Source organism: Xanthomonas indica, from assembly GCF_040529045.1.
GTDB lineage: Bacteria > Pseudomonadota > Gammaproteobacteria > Xanthomonadales > Xanthomonadaceae > Xanthomonas_A > Xanthomonas_A indica.
Map to the genome: position 1 here is coordinate 2984254 of NZ_CP131914.1, position 19153 is coordinate 3003406.

The following is a 19153-nucleotide window of genomic DNA, read 5'->3' on the forward strand; positions in this document are numbered from 1 at the left end:
CGGCGCGGGCGGCTGTCTCAGTCCGGCAGCCAGGCCGCGCGCCACTCCTCCAGGTTGTCGCCCTGCAGTAGCCAGTCGCGCTGCACCGCTGTGCGCAGGGCGGTGCCGGCCGCCATCCGCGCGTCGGCGTCGGCCAGGTGCGCGCGGATCGCGTTCACCCAGTCGCGGAAGCGGTTCTTGACCAGGGTGACGGGCAGTCCGCCGTCGCGGTAGGGCGGCAGGTCGCTGGCCACCACCGGATAGCCGCAGGCGCCGTACTCGAGCAGGCGCAGGTTGCTCTTGCAGCGGTTGAACAGGTTGTCTTCCAGCGGCGCCAGCGCCAGGTCCAGCCTCAGCGCGGCCAGCGCCTGCGGATAGCGGGCGAAATCCACGCCGTCGTGCACCTCATGCACATGCCGGCGCAGCCGCGCCGGGCACAGGCCCATGAACACCCAGTGCACCTCGCCGGCCAGCGCCTGCACCACGTCGGCGATCAGCTCGAGATCGCCGGTGTGGCTGAGCCCGCCGGCCCAGCCGACCCGCGGCTTGGTCGCGGCGGACGCCGCCGGTGCCGGCAGTGCGCCCCACAGCTGCGGCTCCAGCCGGTTGCGCACCACGCGGATGTCGCCGTGCAGGCCGGCCAGCGCCTCGGCCAGGTCCGGGGTGGAGACGGTGACCCGGTCCACCAGCGTGGCGGCGCGCCTCAGCGAGCGCAGCACGTCCTTGGGCATCTGCTCGCGGTGCGCGCTCTTGAGCGGCAGATTGGGCAGGTAATCGTCCAGTTCGTAGACCATGAAGGCATTGCCGAACCGGCGCATGCGCTCCATCCGCGCCAGTTCCGCATCGCCGACCCGGCGCTGCAGTACCACCACGTCGGCGCCGATGCGCTGCAGTTCCACCGGGTCGAGCAGGCGCGCGTAATACAGGCCGTCGATCTGCGCGGCCGCGGCCAGCGCCTGGAACGGCTGGATCACCCGGTACTGGCCGCTGCCGAAGGTGTCGCCCGGATGCGCCAGGACCCTGGGCAGCGGCTTCCACGCCAGCGGCTGCCAGGAGAACTCGGACTCGGTCAGCTGGAAGCCGCCGGGCTGGTCCAGGCCCAGGCTGGGCGAGTAGGCCGGGTCGTGCGCCAGCGCCGGCAGCCAGCGCTGCAGCAGGGCCTCGTCGGCCGCCTCGCTGCGCGTGGCCGGGGCCGGCTGCAGCAGCAGCGCCTGCGGCGTCCATACGGTCCAGGCGCCGGCCGCCGCGGCGCGCAGGCACAGATCCACGTCGGCGCCGCCGGCGGCGAAGCCGGCCGCGTCGAAGCCGGACAGGTGCTCGAACAGCGCTCGCCGCACCAGCAGGCACTGCGCCGACACCGCGCTGTAGCGGTGCGCCACCTGCAGCCGGCCCATGTAGCCGGGCTGGGCCATCGCTTCCCCGGCGAAGGCGTGGCCGGCGCCAGCCAGCAGCCCCGGCAGCAGGCCGGCATGGGTGATGCGGCCATCGGCGGACACACCCTTGGCGCCGACGATGCCGACCTCCGGCCGCTGCGCGTGGTTCATCAGCGCGTGCAGCCAGCCGTCCTGCACCGCGGCGCTGTCGGCATCCAGGAACAGCAGGTACTCGCCCTGCGCCTGGGTGGCGGCGAGGTTGTGCGCCTCGGCTTGCGAGACCCGCTGTTCCAGGGCGAACACGCGGATGCGGCCATTGCCCAGCTCGGCCACCGCCTGCATCCACGCGGTGATCTCCGGCGCCTGGCTAGCGTTGTCCACCAGCAGCAGTTCGTAGGCCGGGTAGGCGGTCTGTTCGAGCAGGCTGACCACCGCGCGCTGCAGCGCCGGCAGGTTGTCCTGCGCCAGCAGCACGATCGAGACCGGCGGCTGCCCGGGATGGCCGTAGTCGATGCGGAACAGGCCGCCCGCCAGCGGCTCGACCATGGCCTGCGGATAGCCGCGGGCCTGCAGGTGCGCGGCGATCGCGCGCTGACGCGCCTGTCCGCCGGCCTCGGCGCTGGCCGGCGCGGCGAGCAGCAGCGGCTCGGGCAGGTGCACGATGCCGTCGCCGCCGTCGCGCAGGAACAGACGCAGGATCAGCTCGAGTTCGCTGGCACCGTCGTAGGCCGGATCGAAGCCGCCGAGCGCCTGCACCGCGGTGCGGCGGAACACCCAATGGCCGGCCGTGGCCAGCGGATTGCCCAGCAGCAGGTCCAGGTCCGGATCGGGCCGTAGCAGCGGCGCCAGGGTGTCTGCGTCCACGGCCAGCCATTCGTCCGCATACAGCGCGTTGCATTGCGGCTGCTGCGCCAGTTCCAGCAGCAGCCGCAGCAGGCCGCCGGCGTAGAACCGGTTGCCGGCCGCCACGCGCAGGCACCAGTCGCTGGCCCGCGCGGTGTCCAGGGCGGCATGCAGGGCCGCCGCATCGGCCTCGAGCGCCAGCGGCGGCAGGATCCGGACTCGCGGGTCCGGCCACGCGGCGAGGGGCGCATCGCCCAGCACCAGCGCCTGCACCTGCGCGAACGGCGCGCCCTCCAGCAGCAGGCTGTCCAGGGTCGCCGCCAGCGCGGTGCGGTCGGCGCCACGCGCGTCGATCAGCACGGCCAGCCGCGGTGCGCCACCGAGTGTGGCCAGGCGCGCATCGAGCAGGGCGCGTTGCGCCGGCGTCAGCGTCCGCCGCGCCTGCCAGTCGCGCAGGGCGGCTTGCACGCAGACGCGCGCGTAGGCGTCCTGGATCGCCTGCAGCAGGTCGACCGGCGCGCCAGCGCCGCCGCCCAGCGGCGTCGCCGTGACCTGGCGCACGTCGCCATCGCCGCGGTACCAGCCCATCGCGCGCACGCCCTGGCGGAAGTTGGCGTGGCCCTGGTCGCCGATGCCGGGCTGGTCGCGGCCGACCTGGCTGTATTGCTCCTCCGACACCCGGAAGCGGGTCAGCGGTCGCGCCAGCAGGGCCAGATGGCCGCGGTGCAGCAGCTTGGCGTACAGCGCCAGGTCGCCGACCCAGTTGATCACCTTGCCGGCCAGCGTCATCAGCTCGTCGCCGATCTCCAGCAGGTCGCTGCGCCGGCACAGCACGCAACTGGGCTCGCCGACGAAATTGATGGTGTGGTCGGCCAGGAACGACAGCAGTTCCGGCCCGTCCAGCAGCACGTCGCCGGCGAACGGGAAGGCGGTGGCCGGGATGTCCTCCAGCGGCGCGCCGTGGCTGTCGATGCGCTGCCGCCGCGAGGAGGCCAGCAGCACGTCCGGCGCCGACTGCATCGCTGCGACCAGCGCGGCCACGCAGTCCGGCGCCAGCACATCGTCGTCGTGCAGGAATTTCACGTACTCGCCCTGGGCCAGGGCGATGCCGCGCGCAGTGCTGCCGAGTTCGCCCAGCTGGCTGGGATTGCGGTGGTAGCGGATCGGGAACGGGGCGCCGGCGGCGCGGCGTTCCACCACCTCGGCGATCGCCTCGGTGGGGTTGTCGTCGCAGATGACCAGTTCCAGTGCCGGATAGGTCTGGGCCAGCACGCTGTCGAGCGCCTGCTCGAAGTAGCGCAGCTTGTAGGCCGGCATGACCACGCTGACCAGGGGCGGGTGGGGCATGAACGATGGACCGTGTCGGAAAAGGAGCGGGGCGCACACTGCGCCTGATCCATCGCTTATGCAACAACCATGCCGCGCGTCGCGGACCTGCCGCGGCGATGTCGTGGGCTCGGCAGCAGAGCGGTCAGCAGATCGCCGTGCAGCGGGGACAGATCCACCGGGCCGGTCACCATGCCGTGTCATGCCGCGTGCGGCGGGACGTGCCGGCCTGGCATGCCTATCGCGGCGTAAGTGCTGGCCCCAAAAAGCGCGACACAGCGGAACGTTCCGCCATCAATCCCATTCCACGTAAAGCACGGTGTCGTAGAAGTACAGCGAGTACTTGCGCAGGCGCAGCCTGGCGCCCGGCAGGATCCGGTCCAGCTCGGCGACGATGTCCAGCAGGTCGAGCGCGTGGTGATAGCAGGTGATGGCCAAGCGCGGGCGGCAGCGCCGGATCAGTTCGGTGGCCCCGCGCAATACCAGCGGCTCGGCGCCTTCCACGTCCATCTTCAGCAAGGTGGCGCGCTCGACGACATCGTCCAGGCGCAGGCAGTCCACATGCGCCGCGCCGTTGCCGTCGAGACGGCTGCCCATGGTGCCCTGTGCGTCGAATGCCAAAGTGCCGGCGCTGTCGGCGACCGCCGCGTTGTACAGCGTGGTGCGGCCACCATCCTCCGCCAATCCCTGCTGCAGGACGGCATAGTTGGTCGGGTCCGGTTCGAATGCATGGATGGCCGCATAGCGGTTGCGGGCGGCGATGCGGAACTTGCGCACGGTATCGCCGTCGTAGGCGCCGATGTCCACATAGTGCTCGTCCGCGCCGATCCGGATCGGATGCGGATTGCCTGCGAACATGGAGAAATATTCCTGTTCGCCCGGGCACAGCACCTCCAGCAAGGGCTGCCGATCGCCGTTCAGCGCCATCTGCAGGACCGCATCGAGCGTGCCTACGCTCAGGGCATCGGCGAGGCGAGCGCGCACGGCGTCGAAGCGTTGGGCATGTGCCAGTGTCTGCGCGCGGGTCGTCGGTCCGGTCTGGTAGATCAGGGTCATGTCCAGCGCGTACATCAACTCCGGCAGATCGACGTGGCGGCCGCCGACCTGTTGCACCAGTTGCGCAAAGTGCAGCCACGTCGGGATCGAATAGCCGCAATTGATTGCAGGGAGCTTCGCCAGTTGCGAATCCCGCCGCAGCGCCGCCGTCGGCAGTACGGTATCGAAACCGGCGACCGGCGTGCCTTGCGCATCCAGCACGTCGTCCACTGCGACGATCTGGATGCCGGGAGCCCTGGCACGTAGTGCAGCGGCCGCAGCGGCGGCGAAGACGTTCCCCAGGTAGGAACTGGGGGCGAGGAACATCGCGCCGCCAGCGCGCATGCAAGCATCGATCAGGTCCGCTTCGCGCTGAAGCGCGGCCAGAGGGTCGGTCATGGGTCCACTCGAAAGGGCGCGCCATAGGAGGCGTGCGGATGCTGGAAAGACGGATACGAGGGGCATGTCGCGTGGTAGCGCGATCAGGCCGCAGGGGATCGTCACCCGCGAGCGATCCTAGCGAAGCCTGTCGCGCTGGGATCGTGCATGCATCCCAGCCCGGCGCGATGTCGCACGTGACGCCTGTTTTGGCAAAGTGAACGGGGGACGTCGGCACAGCGACGCCATCACTGGCGGAACGTATAGTGAAACGGCACCGCGACTCGGGCGTTCGCGCGCGCCTACGTCAACGCAGGATGCGGGCGCCGCCAGGCATCAGCGCATCGTAGAAACACCGGTCCGGCAACACGTCCGGCACGGTGCCGGGCAGCAACCATTCGCAGTGCCTGCCGATCTTGGCGCCGCTGCGGGTCATGCTGCCGCCGCCCAAGGTGCTGCCCTGGCCAATCTGGGTGCCGCGGCCGAGGTGCACGCCGGCATGCAGGGTGACGCAGGCGCCTACGCGCACATCCTGTTCGACGATTACCTGCCGTTCCAGCCAACTGCCGGCGCCGATGCTGCTGCCGGCCGCCAAGTTGCAGCCCGGGCCGACATGCACGTTGCCGAGCAGGCGCACGCCGGCGTCGACATGCGCCTGCGGCCAGATCAGGTCGATACTGCCGTAGCCGGCCAGGCGCACGTCGGCGAGCAGCTTGTGCCGCGACTGGTTGACCGCGCGTTCGTCCATGGCGACGAACACGTCGGTCGTGGCAGGCACATGGCTGGCATGCAGGGCGCCCAGGTCGAAGTTGTAGCGGTCCTGCGCGTCCAGGACGATGTCCACGTGCGCCAGGCCACATGCCTGCACGGTGCGCTGCGCCTGTTCCAGCGCATGGCCCTGGCCGATCAACACCAGCGCGTTCATGCCGGTTGCTCCAGCACATTGGCGCGGTACCACAGGTGCTGGCGCACCAGTTCGGTCTCGTAGTCGCCATGCATGAAGGGGCGCGAATGCGCGCCTAGGCCCGCCTGGAGGCGTTCCAGCACCGCCGTGTCCTCGGCGATCACCTGGTGCTCGATGCGCATCAGCGTGCTCAGCAGCGCAGTGAAATCGGTGCGTTCGCTCTTGCGTTGCGCAGTCGCCACCCACAGGTGGTAGTCGGTCTCGTGCGGCGAGACCGGATCGTACTGCTGCAGCACGAAGGAGTCGCCGCGCACGCTGTAGAAGTTCACGTTCGGATACAGGAACCAGTTGTAGAACGCCGAGTCCTCGCCGTAGCGCTCGCATAGCGGCCGGTACCACTGGTCCTGTGCCGCGATCTCGGCCTTGGCCGGAAAGCTCAGCGCATGCAGCGGAGGGCACTCGGCCTCCTGCAGCAGTTGCTCCACTACCGAGGGGACGTCCGCCGGCCGCTCGACATGCGCCGAGGGCTTGGGCGCCGCGGTCATCAGCGGATTGAAGGTCTTGGGATGGATGAACGGGACATGGTTGTAATCCTTCACGTTCTCCATGTTGAGTTTCCAGTTGTAGCGCACTCGGTGGCAGCTGTAGATCAGTTGGGAGTCCACGTGCGATGCCGCCGCGCGCAACGTCTCCAGGAACGCCGGCGCGAACTGTGCCTCCAGCGGCAGCGGCTGCGCGGCCATGTTCACGAACAACAGTTCGCCGACCTGCTGCACATGCAGTTTGGTCAGGCAGATCCCGGCCTTCTCTTCGGCGGTGAACTGGTACAGGCCGGAATTGGGCAGCCCGCGCAGTTCGCCCTCGGCGCCGAAGGACCAGGCGTGGTACGGGCACACCAGCGGACGCTTGCCGTGCGACTCGATCTGGATCGCCGACTGCCGGTGCGGGCACTGGTTGAGGAAGGCGCGGATGCCGGCCTCGGTGCGCTGCACCAGCACCGGCACCCCGGCCACCTGGCGCGCGAAGAACTGGTTGCGCTCGCGCACCATGGAGGCGAAGCCGGCGAAGATCCACAGCTTGCCGAACAGCCGCTGCTGTTCCAGGCGCAGGCTCTGCGGGCTGATGTAGTGCTCGGCGTCGAGGGCGTGGCGGGTCATGCGGAAGGGCGTTCCTGCGTGCGGGGTCAACGGCTGAAGATGGTCCGCGCCGGATTCCCGGCGACGGTGACGTTGGGCGGGACGTCCTTGACCACCACGCTGCCGGCGCCGATCACTGCGCCGTCGCCGATCGCGATGCCGGGCAGCACGGTGGCGTGGGGGTGGATGACCACGTCGTTGCCGATGCGCGCGCCGCCGCCGACGAACACGAAGTTGCCGATCTGCACGTAGTCGCCGACCACCACATCGTGGCCGACGATGGTGGTGGCGAGGATGGTGACGAACTCGCCGATGCGGCTGTCGGCGCCGATCGATACGCCGACCTCGAACAGGCTGCCGCGCCCGATCGGCGTCTCCGAGGCTTCACGCAGGCGCGGGCGCAGCACCATGAAGTCGGCGCCGCGTTCCAGCAGCGGCTGGCTGTAGCGGCGGCGCGCGGCCGGATCGCCGAGCGCACAGACGAACAGGTCGCCGGGCAGCGGCTGGTAGGTGTCCGGGTCGCCGAGCAGCGGCCAGCGCAAGCCGGGCGCCAATGCGCTGCGGCTGTCCAGGAAGCCCTTGATGTCCCAGGCCTGGCCGTAGCCGGGATCGTCGGCGCATGCCATCGCCGCCACGCCGCGGCCGAAGCCGCCAGCGCCGACGATCAGGACATGTTGCGGCACGGTCATACGTACTCCACGCCGCCATCCATGCTGAAGGCCTGGCCGGTCACCTTGCTGCTCGCCTGCGACAGGAAATACAGGCATGCCAGGGCGACGTCCTGGGGCGTGCCGATGCCCAGCGGATAACGCGCGCGGTTCTCCTCGAGCCAGGCCTTGTCCTCGCTGGTCAGCGGCGTTTCGACCAGACTCGGGCACAGTGCGTTGGCGCGGATGTTACGCCGCACCAATTCCAGTGCCAGCGGGCGCAAGGTGCCGATCAAGGCGGCCTTGGAGCCAGCATAGGGGCCCACGCCGACGGTGCCGGTGAGCGCGGCGATGGACGACAGGAACACGATCGAACTGCCGGGGCGCAGCGACTGCCGCGCCAGCAGATGCCGGGTGAGCATCGTCGGCGCGATGTAGTTGATCGCCATCACTTCGTTGAGAAACGGTTCGCTGACCAGCTTCATCGGCGACAGGCCACGGATGCCGGCGCTGTGCACGACGCCATCGAGCGGACCGCACTCGGCGGCGAGCCGTTGCACGGTGGCTGCCTCGCTCAGGTCGCCGGCGAACAGGCGATGGCCGTCGCCAGGCAAGGCGTCCAGCACGGCCTGCAGACGTGCCTGATCGCGTCCAGCCACGATCAGTTGCGCACCCGCGCCGGCGCAGGTCTTCGCGACCGCCTCGCCGATCCCCTTCGAGGCGCCGGTCACCAGCACGGCCTTGCCGTCCAGTCCATACAACCCGCGCAACAGCGCGGAAGGCTCGTCCAACAGGGACATCGGGGTTTCCATGTTCATAGGCGCATCGGCAGGGAGAGGCCGCCATCGATGGTGAGGGTGCTGCGGGTGATCCAGCGGCTGGCGGCGGACAACAGATAGACCGCGCCCTTGGCGACATCGTCGGCATCGATGCGCCCGAGCGGCGTCAGGCTGATCTTGTTTTCCATTTTCGCCGTGGCGCCGAGGGCGTCGAGCATTGGCGTATGCACATAGCCAGGCGCGATGCAGTTGGCGCGGATGCCACGCTTGGCCTGTTCCAGCGCCAGCGTGCGTACCGCGGCCTCCAGGGCGGCCTTGGATCCGGCGTAACCGGCGCTGGCCTGCGGTGCTGCCCGTGCGGTCAGGGCGGATACGTAGACCAGCGAGGCACCCGAGGCCAGGCGACGTTTGGCCAGCAACTGTTGGGTAAGTGCGACCGGCGCCAGATAGTTCACCGCCAGCATCTGTTGCAAGTGCTGTTCGGCGGCCATGTGGAACGGCACCAGGGTCGCGATCCCGGCGCACGACGCCAGCCCGTGGTAGTGCTCCGCGGCTTCCAGCAGGCGCGTGCGGGTGGCTGGTTCGGTCAGGTCGCCATCGATGGTCCGATGCCCGGCGCCGTGCAGCGCGTCGGCGACCGCCTGCAGCCGCACGCGATCGCGTCCGTTGAGCACCAGGGTGGCGCCGAAGCGCGCGCACAGCGTCGCGACAGCGGCGCCGATGCCCGAGGAAGCACCGGTCACCAGGATGGTCTTGCCCTGCAGCCCGAAGGCATCGGTGGGTGCGGCAGGCGCCATCGTCAGGACTCGATCAGGTCGGGGAACACCGCGCCGTCGATATCGACCAGGCAGGTGCCCCAGGACAGGCCGATGCCGAAGCCGCACAACAGCACCCGCTTGCGACCTTCTTCCAGCTCCTTGTTGATCCGCGCGGTCATGGTCACCGGCAGCGAGGCGCCGCTGGTGTTGCCAAAATCGTGCAGGGTGGAGGGCACCTTTTCCGGGGGCAGGCCGAGCTTCTTGCGGATGGTCTCGTTGATCATCCGGTTGGCCTGGTGGAACACGAAGTAATCGATCTCGTCCTTGGACACGCCGCTGTAGTCGAGCAGCTTCTGCACCGCCGGCGGTACCCGCTGGGTGGAGAAGCTCAGCACTGCCACGCCGTCCAGTTGCAGGTCCACGCCGCGGTGCCAACGGTCGTGCTCGTCGGCGCGGTACGGGATCAGGTGTTGCACCCCAACCGGTTCGCGATGGCCGCCGACGGGCAGGATGATCGCGCGGTAACCGCTGCCGTCGCTGTTGAGGTCGAAATGCATCGGCGCGGCATCGGCGCTGAATTCCAGCGCGGTGGCGGTGCCGGAGTCGGAAAAGATCGGATCCTCCAGGTTGGCGCTGCGGTCGCCGACCAGCAGCAAACCCTTCTTGACCCCGCCGGCGGCGATCATCGAGCCGAGCAGGTTGATGCCGAACGGGTAGGCCGAACAGCCCAGGTTGACGTCGAAGGCCACGGTGGCATGCGACAGACCCAGGCGATCCTGCAGGATGATCGCCGTGGCCGGGATCGGATAATCCGGCGACTGCGTGACCACGATCAGCGCATCGACCTCCTCGCGCTGCCATTGCAGGCGCTCCAGCAGCACCTGCGCCGCGTCGAAGGCCAGGTCGGAAAAGCACTGCCATTCCGCGGCCATGCGCCGGGTCTCGATGCCGATGTTGCGCACCAGCCGCTCGCGCTCGGAGCGGATCTGCGGCCGGCAATCGGTCAGGTTGGAGACAACGCGCCTGGGTACGCAGGTCGCCATGCCGGCGAAGCGTACGTTGTGCAGCGTGGAGGTCGGCATGCTAGGCCTCGGTCAGCTTGTAGAGGTCGCCGAGGGTGACCACGGCGGCCAGATGCTCGCCGGTGATGGTCTTGCCGTACTCCGAGTCGAACATCACGATCACGCCCAGCGCGGCCAGCGAATCCCACTCGGGCAGGTCGCGCAACACCGTGTCCATGGTCACCTCGACCGGATTCTGGAAGTCGGTCGCGGACAGGAAATTCTCGATAAACGTTTCTTGGCTCATGCTGCGGGTTCCACGGGTTGGGCGAAGGAGGAAGGGGCGGTGATGCTAGCGGAATCGGACGCGGGCAGGACGCCGCCCGCCGCGGCGATCAGGTCGACGATGGCGTCCACCTGCTGGGCCGCCAGTCCGGGAAAGATCGGCAGGCACAGCACGCGTTCGGCCATCTGCCGCGCCACCGGCAGGCCGGCCGGCGCGGAGGAGGGCAGGCCGCGATACATCGGGAAATCGCTGATCAGCGGGTAGAAATAGCGGCGTACCAGGATGTCGTGGCTGCGCAGCAGCCGGTGCAGTTCGTCGCGCGCCAGCGGGAAGGCATCCTCGACCAGGATCGGGAACGAGGCGTAATTGGACAGTGCCGGTTCCCGCGGTGCCAGGCAGCGGATCCCCGGCACCTGCGCCAGGCGCCGCCGGTACTGCGCATCGATCGCCCCGCGCTGCGCCAGCGCGTCGTCGATGTGCTGCAGTTGCAGCAGCCCGAAGGCGGCGTTGATCTCGCTCATCTTGCCGTTGATGCCGGTCGCCACCACGGTGGTCTCGTCGACGAAGCCGAAGTTCTTCAGCCGGCTGATACGCTGGTAGGTCTTGGCGTCCGGGCAGACGATGGCGCCGCCTTCGAAGGTGTTGAACACCTTGGTGGCGTGGAAGCTGAGCACGCTGAGGTCGCCGTGGCGCAGGATCGAGCCGCCCTCGTCCTTGACCCCGAACGCATGGGCGGCATCGTAGATGACCTTGAGGTTGTAGGTGTCGGCGATGCGCTCGATCGCGGCGGTGTCGCAGGGCGTGCCGTAGCAGTGCACCGGCATGATCGCAGTGGTGTGCGGGGTGATCGCCGCCTCGATCTTGAGCGGATCCAGGTTCATGGTCTGCGGATCGATGTCCACGAACACCGGCTTGATGCCGCGCCACAGCAGCGAATGCGCGGTGGCGACGAAGGAATACGGCGTGGTGATGACCTCGCCGGTGATGCGCAGCGCCTGCAGCGCAGTCAGCAGTGCCAGGGTGCCGTTGGTCAGCAGCGCCAGGTGGTTCACCCCCAGGTACTCGGCCAGGGCCTTCTCCAGCGCCCGGTGCATGTCGCCGCCGTTGGTCAGGATGCGGCTGCGCCAGATCTGCTCCAGGTACGGAACGAACGCCTCCAGGGGCGGCAGCAGCGGACTGGTGACGGGGATGGACATGGGACCTGCCTGGCGACGGGTGGAAGTCCCCGGTGCGGAACACGCCGCCCGGTGCTGTGGAAACGTGAAGCAAGCCACATGCCAAAGGCGCTGTCCACTGTCGGCGTGGCCGACCGGGATGCGCTGCCGGCGAAACGCCGCGTGGCCGTCGCGCACGCACGCCGCCTGCGCGCGCCCGCGCGTGTGGAGGGGGAAGGGAGGGAAGGTAAGGGAAAGGAGCCCGCTGCCAGGCGGGCGCGCCGGGTGCGGCCGCACCCGGCGCCGTGCGCCGACTCAGCTGGCCAGTTCGGTCTGGTCGCGGTCGATGCCGTACTTGCGCAGCTTCTCGACCAGGGTGGTGCGCCGCAGGCCGAGCAATTGCGCTGCATGCGCGACCACGCCCTGGGTGCGCTCCAGCGCCTCGTTGATCAGCGCCAGCTCGATGTTGGCCATGTGCCCGCGCAGGTCCAGGCCGCTCTCCGGCAGCGTCGCCGCAGCCGCCGTCGGCGCATCGGCGTCCGCGCTGCCCGGCTTGCCGCCGGCGTGCAGGTCGACCACGTTGGGCAGCCGTCGCGGATCGGCGGCGATCGGCGCCGGCGGCGCCGATACGTCGATGGACGAGGCGAAGTCGCCGCGATAGCGCGCCGGCAGGTCCTGCACCCGCACCAGGCCGCCCGGATGCAGCACGGCCAGGCGTTCGACCAGGTTGGTCAGCTCGCGCACGTTGCCCGGCCACTCGTAGCTGCGCAGCGCCTGCAGGGCCTCTTCGGAGAAGCGCACTTCGCCGCGCCCGGTCCGCGCCAGCTGCGCGGCGATGGTGTGCACCAGCGCCGGCAGGTCGTCGCTGCGTTCGCGCAGCGCCGGCATCTCGATCGGGAACACGTTGAGCCGGTAGAACAGGTCCTCGCGGAACTGGTTGCCGGCGATGCGCTCTTCCAGATTGCGGTGGGTGGCGGCGATCACCCGCACGTTGCAGCGGATGGTGACGTTGCCGCCGACCCGCTCGAAGCTGCGCTCCTGCAGCACGCGCAGCAGCTTGACCTGCATCGGCAGGCTCATGTCGCCGATCTCGTCGAGCAGCAGGGTGCCGCCCTCGGCCATCTCGAAACGGCCCTTGCGCGCGCTCAGCGCGCCGGTGAACGAGCCCTTCTCGTGGCCGAACAGCTCGCTTTCCAGCAGATCCGGCGGGATCGCGCCGCAGTTGATCGCCACGAACGGGCCATCGCGGCGCGGCGACTGCTGGTGGATCGCCCGCGCCACCACTTCCTTGCCGGTGCCGGACTCGCCCAGCACCAGCACGGTGGTATCGAACGCGGCGACCTGGTCGATCAGCCGACGCAGGCGGGTCACCGCCGCGCTGGTACCGGTCGGGCCGTTGTCCTGCGCGGCGCCGGCCTGGTGCTCGGCGTCCAGCCGCTTGAGGCTGGCGCGGCGCAGCAGGGTTTCCAGTTGCGCGTGGCGCAGCGGCGCTTCCAACTGCCACACGTTGGCTTCGTGCAACCCGTGGCGCTGGGCGAACGCCTGCGCGTCGTCATTGAGCAGCAGCACCGGCGGCGGCAGCGAGCTGCGCGCCACCCAACCGAAGAAGGCGTCGGCCTGCTCCTGGTCGTCCAGCCCGCCGACCAGGATCGCCATCCATTCGGTCTGCCGGTGCCGGCCGGGCTGGACGTCGGCGACGTCGGTGACCCAGCGCGGGTTGAGGTCCATGAATTCGAGCAGGCTCACGGTCCGCTCGGCGCGCACCGCGTCGTCATCGATCACCAGGATCCGCGATTCGCTCATGCCGGTACTCCTTCGGTCCGAAGCCCCTCCAGGATCGGCATCACTTCCTGGATGTAGGACAGCTTGCTGACGAAGTTGTCGGCGCCGGCGCGCATGGCATGCTCGCGGTGCTCGGCGTCGTCGAAATGGCTGGCGATCACGATGTACGGCGCCTGGTCCTGGGTCTTGATCAGGCGCGTGGCCTGCAGGCCGCCCATTTCGGGCATGGCCAGGTCCATCAGCACCACCTGCGGACGCAACGACTCGGACCGCTCGATGGCTTCCAGGCCATTGGCGGCGCTACCGATCACTTCCATCCAGTCGAGCTTGCGGAAGTGGCGCATGGCGGCGTTGATGAAACCTTCGTGGTCGTCGACCAGAAGCACGGACAATTTGTTCATATGCGTCGTTTTTCCTTAGCCCACACGGGCCAGCAGCGGTTTGCTGCCGCGGCGGCGTTCGCGTGCGGGAGCGATGTCCAATTGTTCACGATACTTGGCGACTGTGCGCCTTGCCACGTTCACGCCCTGTCGCGACAGCAGTCCGGCGATGGCCTCGTCGGCCAGCGGCCGCCCGGCCGGCTCGGATTCGATCAGGCGCCGGACCATGGCCCGCACCGCCTGCCCGGACACCGCGGCGCCTTCCAGGCGCACGGCGAAGAAGTGCTTCAGCTCGAACGTGCCGCGCGGGGTCTGCAGGTACTTGCCGGTGGTGATGCGCGAGATGGTCGACTCGTGCATGCCGATCGCCTCGGCCACCTCTTTCAGGGTCAGCGGCGCCATCGCTTCCTCGCCCTTGACCAGGAACGCCGACTGGCGCTCGACGATGGCGCGGGTGGTGCGCAACAGGGTCTCGTAGCGCATTGACAGGCCGCGGGTCAGCCAGCGCGCTTCCTGCAGCATCTCGCGCAGCGGCTGCGCGGCGTCGCCGGCCTCGGCCAGGGCGCGCTCGTGCATCGGGTTGACGGTGACGCGGTGGGTGGTGGCCGGGTTCAGCGCCACCCGCCAGGTGCCGTCGGCATGCCAGGCGACCACGTCCGGCAGCACATGGCCGGCGTCCTGCGGCTGCAGGCTGTCGCCGGGCCGCGGCTGCAGCGACAGGATCAGCCGCACCGCCTCGCGCACGTCGTCGGTCTCGGCATCGAGCTGGCGCCCGAGCAGCGCGTAATCGTGGCTGGCGAGCAGATTGAGATCGCCGGCGAGGATGCGCGCGGCCAGGTGGCGGCCCGGCACGCGGCCGGGCAGGTCGCTCAACTGCGCCTGCAGGCATTCGCGCAGGTCGCAGGCGGCCAGGCCGGCCGGGTCGCCGTGCAGCAGGCGCTGGCGCACCGCTTCGGCCTGCGCCAGCGGCAGGCCCAGGCGTGCGCTGGCCAACTGCTGCAAGGTGTCGAGCGGGCCGTCCAGGTAGCCGGCATCGTCGCAGTGTTCCAGCCAGAACGCAGCCGCTTCCAGTTCCAGCGCCGGCAGTTCCAGGGCCAGCCGCTGCAGCACGCGCAGGTGCGGGTCGGTGGATTCGCCGGCGGCGATGCGCTGCATGCGATCGTCTTCGCCGTCGTTCCAGCCGGCGGCCGGGATGTCCCACATCGAGGATTCGGGCAGTTCGTCGAACGCCGCGGTTTCCAGCGCCGCATCCTCGTGCTTGACCACCGGCTCGATCACGCCCTCGGGCTCTTCCAGTTCGAGCAGCGGATTGGTTTCCAGCGCGCGGCGGATTTCCAGTTCCAGTTGCATGCCGTCGAGTTGCAGCAGCCGGATCGACTGCAGCAGTTGCGGGGTCAGATGCAGTTGCTGGCCCAGTTGGGCGGAAACGGTCGGCTTCATGCGGACTCCCTCGGTTCGGCGCCAATACGCTGGCGCCCGTGGAACGCATACTGCTTGTCGCCCGACGGTAACAGAATCGGGGTGTTCCTGAGTAGGGTAGTCAAATTCCTGACAGACTGTCAGGAATTTCCCGACATGCGGGTCGTGGACGCCGGACAGTCGACGGCGCAATGCCTGATGTGGCGGGCTTCGGCGGGAATGTCACGCCTGCTGACCGGTTAAGGCAAACCCCATGCCAAAGGTGCGTGTCGGGATGCCGTCCCCAGTTCAGCTCAACTCGCCCTGATGGCGCGCGGCCAGCAGGACCAGATCGTTGGCGCGGCGGCAGCCCAGCGATTCCATCATCCGCGCGCGGTGGGTCTCCACGGTCTTGACGCTGATGCCCAGGTCCGAGGCGATTTCCTTGTTGCTCTGGCCGCGGCCGATCTGGCGCAGGATCTCGCGCTGTCGCGGCGACAGCGCGGCAATGCCCACCGGGCGCTCGCGGCCGAGCATCGGCGCGATCATCTTGGAGGAGATCTGCGGGCTCAGGAACACCTGGTTGGCGCTGGCCGCGCGCAGCGCCAGTTCCAGTTCCAGCGGAGCGGCGTCCTTGACCACGAAGCCGGTGGCGCCGCGGTCCAGCGCATCGCGCACGTGCACCGGATCGTCGTGCATCGACATCATCACCACCCGGGTCTTGGGCGAGCTGTGCAGTACGTCCGTGAGCGCGTCCAGGCCGCTGCGTCCCGGCAGGGACAGGTCCATCAGGACCAGGTCGGGGCGGTGCAGGGTGGCCAGGTCCACTGCCTGCTGCGCGTTGCTGGCCTCGGCGACCACGTCGACGTCCGCAAACGTCTGCAGCAGCCGGCTCAAGCCGGCGCGTACCAGGGTGTGATCGTCGACGATGATGACTCGCACGGTGCAGGTCCTTCTATTCAGATCCGCACCTTAGCCGAGCCGCTCGCCGCCGCCAACCTCGGCGGGCGGCCGGGCGCGGCGGGAGCCGGCTCAGCGCGCCCGCCGGCTGTCGGCGATCTGCCGGCGGTGCAGCCGGAACAGGTGGCGTTCCAGGGCCTCTTCCAGGCCCGGCGGCTGTGTCTCGAACCGTAGCCAAAGTTGGACGACCCCGGCAGTGGTGGCCTCGGCCAGCACCCGTACCGGCAGTTCCAGGTGGTCCGGCAGCCAGTCCGAGGGTTGCAGGCGTAGCAGACCGGCGGCCCCGGGCGCTGCGCCCGAGCGCGCGCCCAGGTCCAGCCGGACGCCCCGGCGCGACCAGCACAGCGGCCGCAACGGCAGGGCATCCTCGTGCTGGCGGGCCAGCCGGCCCAGCAGGACCAGCATCAGGTCGAGCTTGGCCTCCATCCGCTGCGTCTGCGCGCTGGCGTCGCTGCGCTCGTCGCTGCCGTCCTCGCCGCGCAGATCCTCGATCTGCGCCAGGCTGCGCAGCAGCGCCTCGCCGGCGGCAAGGCGGCCGGCGCCGTTGCCCAGGCGGAAATCCGCCGGCAGCGCCAGTTCGCAACTGAGCGTGTCGTGGAACAGTTCGGCGTCGGCCGGATGTTGCGCGACGCCGTCCGGGCCGGCGTTCATCCCAGCAGTCCGGCCTGCGAATAGAGCCGCGCGGCGTGGCTGGACTGGCGGCTGCTGCGCAGCCAGGCCGCGGCATGGTCGCGCTCCATGCGCATCTGCGCGGTCACCGCCTGCTGCAGGGCGAGCAGTGGCTTGAGCGCCTCGCGCGAGCGGTCGGCATCGTCCTGCTGCAGATACGCCTGCAGGCGTCGCGCATGGTCGGTGACCATCGCCTGGGCCAGGGCATAGTCGTCGCCGCGCAGGATCTCGCGCAGTTCGTGCAGGTCGTTGTGCAGGTCGGCGAGCTGGATGCTCACGATGCGTTCGCCGTGGCTAGTTCGCGCTGCTGCGCCGGAATGGCGGCCCAGGCCGCGTCGATCTCGCTGAGCAGTTCCAGCGCTTCGGTCAGCGCGGCGTCGTCGTTGTGCAGGTTGGCTTCGGTGAGCCGGTGCATCACGTAGTCGTAGAGCGCGGACAGATTGCCGGCGATCTCGCCGCCGGCCTCGTGGTCGAGCGAGCCGTTGAGATGGCCGACGATGGCGCAGGCCTCGCCGATCGCCTTGCCCTTGCGTGCCTGGTCACCCTGCGCGAGGCAGGCCTGCGCCTGGCGGATGCGCTGGCAGGCACCGGCGAACAGCATGGCGACCAGCTTGTGCGGATCGGCATCCGTGACGCTGGTGGAAATGCCCATCTTGCGATATTGCTCAGCGTACTGGCGGCTGGAACCGTACATGGAAAACTCCCTCGGGTGGACTGGCGGGGCCTGGCGCTATGCCGGTTGGCGGCGACGCCGGGCGGTTGTTGCCGCAGATCCACAATGACTGTCGATACTCTTCATATCGGCCGCGACGCGCTTCGACTTGAGCCGCGGCCACACGCGCGTCAGCTGAATTGCTTGGTCAGGTTGTCGCTGGTGGTCTGCATCTGGGTCACCAGCGTCTCCATCGCCGTGAAGCGCGCGGTGTACTGATCGGTCAGTGTCTGCATGCGCGCGTCCAGATCGCTGAGCTGATCGGTCAGGTCGGAGATGTGCTTGTTGAGCGCGTCGGTCCGCTGGGTCAGCGTGCCGCTGGTGGTGTCCAGGTTGCTCTTGAGCAGCGTGCTCATCCCGGCGCCAAAGCTGCCGGCGCTGCCGAGCATGGTCTTGGCCGCCGACGGATCGGTGGCCACGGCCGTGTCGAACTTGCTGCTGTCCAGGCTCATCACGCCATCCTTGTCGATGGTGACGCCCAGCGCCATCAGCCCGCTCACGTTGTCGCTGACCAGCCGGCGCAGCGACTGCTGCAGGCCGCGCACCATGGCATCGCCGGTCATCGGCGAGGCCTTCTTGTTGGTGGCGTCGTAGGCGCTGGACGACTTGAGCACGCTGTTGGCGGAGTTGTAGGCGCTGACCAGGGCGGTCAGGTTGGCCTTCAGCGGGCTGTTGTCGGCGGTGATGTTGAGATTGAAGGTGGTGCCGGCAACGGCCTTGGTGAGATTGATGGCCACGCCGGGCACCAGGTCGGCGATGGTGTTGCTGCTGGAGGTGCGCTGGAAGCCATCCACCTTCACCACCGCGTCGGCGGCGGCGATCGTCTGGGTCAGGCCGCCGCTGCTGCCGGGCGGGTAGGTGAGGTTGGCCAGGCCGCCGTCGCCACCGGAGGTGGTGATGGTCAGGGCGCCCTTGGTGCCGGTGTCGACCGCGTTGAGCACCAGGTGGTCGCCGTCGTCGGCGGTGACCACGCTGGCGGTCACGCCGGCACCGTTGGCGGCCTTGTTGATGAAGGCGGCGACGTCGCTGAGCTTGCTGCCGGCATCGACGTTGATATTGAGCGTGGTGTCGCCATAGGCGATGGTCAGGGTGCCGCCACCGACCACGGCGCCGCTGGCGTAGGCCGAGGAGGTCAGTTTCTGCGACTGCGCCAGCTTCACCACCTCGATGCCGTACCTGCCGGCGTTGGCGCTGGAGGTGACCGAGGCGGTATAGCCCGCGCCGTCGTCGATGGTGGCCTTGTAGGCGCCCTTGTCGGCGCTGTCGGACACCGTGTTCATCGCCGTCTGCAGGTTGGACAGCGCGCTCTTGATCGTGCTCAAGGACGACAGCTGCGCACTGGAGGCGGTGCCGTCACGGTTGATCCGGTCTTCCTGCGGCTGGCGTTCCTTCGACACCAGTTTGGCGACGAAGGTCGGAATGTCCAGGCCTGAGCCGATTCCAGTGGTGGACATGTTGGCGGTCCTTGAGATGGCCGGCACGCGGTGCGCCAGCGGCTGAGGGGAGTATCGGCGCGCGAGGCCGCTTCTTGAGCGCCGCCCGCGCGTCGTCGCGGCTCCCGGTTGCGATGCAAATCCTGTGCCGCGTCGGCAGCGTCAAAAAAAAGACCCCTCCTTGCGGAGGGGTCCGGTCGTGCGGTGCGGCTCTGGCTGG

At 69.2% G+C, this 19153-nt stretch carries 18 protein-coding genes; all 18 read right to left on the bottom strand.

Features of this window, described 5'->3' with window-relative positions:
- Positions 1-17: 17 nt before the first annotated feature.
- Entirely contained in the window at positions 18-3512 is a 3495-nt protein-coding gene (locus Q7W82_RS12900; RefSeq protein ID WP_242159055.1) for a glycosyltransferase, read from the bottom strand.
- 303 nt (positions 3513-3815) lie between these two features.
- Positions 3816-5060 (bottom strand): FkbM family methyltransferase, encoded by a 1245-nt coding sequence (locus tag Q7W82_RS12905; RefSeq protein WP_242158495.1) that lies wholly within the window; start codon positions 5058-5060, stop codon positions 3816-3818.
- Positions 5061-5241: 181 nt separating this feature from the next.
- Positions 5242-5859 carry an acetyltransferase gene (locus Q7W82_RS12910; protein WP_242158497.1) on the bottom strand — a complete coding sequence of 206 codons (618 nt, stop codon included), beginning with the start codon at positions 5857-5859 and terminating at the stop codon, positions 5242-5244.
- Positions 5856-6995, bottom strand: coding sequence for an aromatic ring-hydroxylating dioxygenase subunit alpha (locus Q7W82_RS12915; protein ID WP_242158507.1), 1140 nt, complete (start codon positions 6993-6995; stop codon positions 5856-5858). Before Q7W82_RS12915 ends, Q7W82_RS12910 begins: the two co-directional genes overlap by 4 nt.
- A 26-nt stretch (positions 6996-7021) precedes the next feature.
- A complete protein-coding gene (locus tag Q7W82_RS12920; RefSeq protein WP_242158525.1) occupies positions 7022-7663 on the bottom strand; it encodes a NeuD/PglB/VioB family sugar acetyltransferase in 642 nt (213 codons plus the stop codon).
- Positions 7660-8421 carry an SDR family oxidoreductase gene (locus tag Q7W82_RS12925; protein ID WP_242158533.1) on the bottom strand — a complete coding sequence of 254 codons (762 nt, stop codon included), beginning with the start codon at positions 8419-8421 and terminating at the stop codon, positions 7660-7662. The genes Q7W82_RS12920 and Q7W82_RS12925 overlap by 4 nt, the downstream gene beginning before the upstream one ends.
- Positions 8422-8435: 14 nt before the next feature.
- Positions 8436-9197, bottom strand: coding sequence for an SDR family oxidoreductase (locus Q7W82_RS12930; protein WP_242158535.1), 762 nt, complete (start codon positions 9195-9197; stop codon positions 8436-8438).
- Positions 9198-9199: 2 nt separating this feature from the next.
- Positions 9200-10240, bottom strand: coding sequence for a ketoacyl-ACP synthase III (locus tag Q7W82_RS12935; RefSeq protein WP_242158537.1), 1041 nt, complete (start codon positions 10238-10240; stop codon positions 9200-9202).
- Position 10241: 1 nt separating this feature from the next.
- The gene (locus tag Q7W82_RS12940; protein WP_242158539.1) at positions 10242-10466 is read right to left on the bottom strand and encodes an acyl carrier protein; all 225 of its coding nucleotides are present in this window, start codon (positions 10464-10466) and stop codon (positions 10242-10244) included.
- On the bottom strand, positions 10463-11641 hold the full coding sequence (locus Q7W82_RS12945; RefSeq protein ID WP_242158549.1) for a DegT/DnrJ/EryC1/StrS family aminotransferase: 1179 nt from the start codon (positions 11639-11641) through the stop codon (positions 10463-10465). Before Q7W82_RS12945 ends, Q7W82_RS12940 begins: the two co-directional genes overlap by 4 nt.
- A gap of 273 nt (positions 11642-11914) precedes the next feature.
- Positions 11915-13402, bottom strand: coding sequence for a sigma-54 dependent transcriptional regulator (locus tag Q7W82_RS12950; protein ID WP_242158551.1), 1488 nt, complete (start codon positions 13400-13402; stop codon positions 11915-11917).
- The gene (locus tag Q7W82_RS12955; RefSeq protein WP_010341669.1) at positions 13399-13782 is read right to left on the bottom strand and encodes a response regulator transcription factor; all 384 of its coding nucleotides are present in this window, start codon (positions 13780-13782) and stop codon (positions 13399-13401) included. Before Q7W82_RS12955 ends, Q7W82_RS12950 begins: the two co-directional genes overlap by 4 nt.
- A gap of 15 nt (positions 13783-13797) precedes the next feature.
- On the bottom strand, positions 13798-15201 hold the full coding sequence (gene rpoN / locus Q7W82_RS12960) for an RNA polymerase factor sigma-54 (RefSeq protein ID WP_242158573.1): 1404 nt from the start codon (positions 15199-15201) through the stop codon (positions 13798-13800).
- 267 nt (positions 15202-15468) lie between these two features.
- Positions 15469-16101, bottom strand: a complete 633-nt coding sequence (locus Q7W82_RS12965; RefSeq protein WP_017908534.1) for a response regulator transcription factor — start codon at positions 16099-16101, stop codon at positions 15469-15471.
- 90 nt (positions 16102-16191) lie between these two features.
- The gene (locus tag Q7W82_RS12970) at positions 16192-16770 is read right to left on the bottom strand and encodes a PilZ domain-containing protein (protein ID WP_242158574.1); all 579 of its coding nucleotides are present in this window, start codon (positions 16768-16770) and stop codon (positions 16192-16194) included.
- Entirely contained in the window at positions 16767-17066 is a 300-nt protein-coding gene (locus tag Q7W82_RS12975; RefSeq protein WP_160947182.1) for a hypothetical protein, read from the bottom strand. The genes Q7W82_RS12970 and Q7W82_RS12975 overlap by 4 nt, the downstream gene beginning before the upstream one ends.
- On the bottom strand, positions 17063-17482 hold the full coding sequence (gene fliS / locus Q7W82_RS12980; protein WP_010341674.1) for a flagellar export chaperone FliS: 420 nt from the start codon (positions 17480-17482) through the stop codon (positions 17063-17065). The genes Q7W82_RS12975 and fliS overlap by 4 nt, the downstream gene beginning before the upstream one ends.
- Positions 17483-17631: 149 nt before the next feature.
- Positions 17632-18954, bottom strand: coding sequence for a flagellar filament capping protein FliD (gene fliD, locus Q7W82_RS12985; RefSeq protein WP_242158577.1), 1323 nt, complete (start codon positions 18952-18954; stop codon positions 17632-17634).
- Between the last annotated feature and the right edge of the window lie 199 nt (positions 18955-19153).

What these genes read in the sequence shown, in the direction of transcription:
- Q7W82_RS12900 (WP_242159055.1), bottom strand. Translation starts at nt 3,512, where the DNA reads ATGCCGGCCTACAAGCTGCGCTACTTCGAGCAGGCGCTCGACAGCGTG.
- Q7W82_RS12910 (WP_242158497.1), bottom strand. Translation starts at nt 5,859, where the DNA reads ATGAACGCGCTGGTGTTGATCGGCCAGGGCCATGCGCTGGAACAGGCG.
- Q7W82_RS12915 (WP_242158507.1), bottom strand. Translation starts at nt 6,995, where the DNA reads ATGACCCGCCACGCCCTCGACGCCGAGCACTACATCAGCCCGCAGAGC.
- Q7W82_RS12920 (WP_242158525.1), bottom strand. Translation starts at nt 7,663, where the DNA reads ATGACCGTGCCGCAACATGTCCTGATCGTCGGCGCTGGCGGCTTCGGC.
- Q7W82_RS12925 (WP_242158533.1), bottom strand. Translation starts at nt 8,421, where the DNA reads ATGTCCCTGTTGGACGAGCCTTCCGCGCTGTTGCGCGGGTTGTATGGA.
- Q7W82_RS12930 (WP_242158535.1), bottom strand. Translation starts at nt 9,197, where the DNA reads ATGGCGCCTGCCGCACCCACCGATGCCTTCGGGCTGCAGGGCAAGACC.
- Q7W82_RS12935 (WP_242158537.1), bottom strand. Translation starts at nt 10,240, where the DNA reads ATGCCGACCTCCACGCTGCACAACGTACGCTTCGCCGGCATGGCGACC.
- Q7W82_RS12940 (WP_242158539.1), bottom strand. Translation starts at nt 10,466, where the DNA reads ATGAGCCAAGAAACGTTTATCGAGAATTTCCTGTCCGCGACCGACTTC.
- Q7W82_RS12945 (WP_242158549.1), bottom strand. Translation starts at nt 11,641, where the DNA reads ATGTCCATCCCCGTCACCAGTCCGCTGCTGCCGCCCCTGGAGGCGTTC.
- Q7W82_RS12950 (WP_242158551.1), bottom strand. Translation starts at nt 13,402, where the DNA reads ATGAGCGAATCGCGGATCCTGGTGATCGATGACGACGCGGTGCGCGCC.
- Q7W82_RS12955 (WP_010341669.1), bottom strand. Translation starts at nt 13,782, where the DNA reads ATGAACAAATTGTCCGTGCTTCTGGTCGACGACCACGAAGGTTTCATC.
- rpoN (WP_242158573.1), bottom strand. Translation starts at nt 15,201, where the DNA reads ATGAAGCCGACCGTTTCCGCCCAACTGGGCCAGCAACTGCATCTGACC.
- Q7W82_RS12970 (WP_242158574.1), bottom strand. Translation starts at nt 16,770, where the DNA reads ATGAACGCCGGCCCGGACGGCGTCGCGCAACATCCGGCCGACGCCGAA.
- fliS (WP_010341674.1), bottom strand. Translation starts at nt 17,482, where the DNA reads ATGTACGGTTCCAGCCGCCAGTACGCTGAGCAATATCGCAAGATGGGC.
- fliD (WP_242158577.1), bottom strand. Translation starts at nt 18,954, where the DNA reads ATGTCCACCACTGGAATCGGCTCAGGCCTGGACATTCCGACCTTCGTC.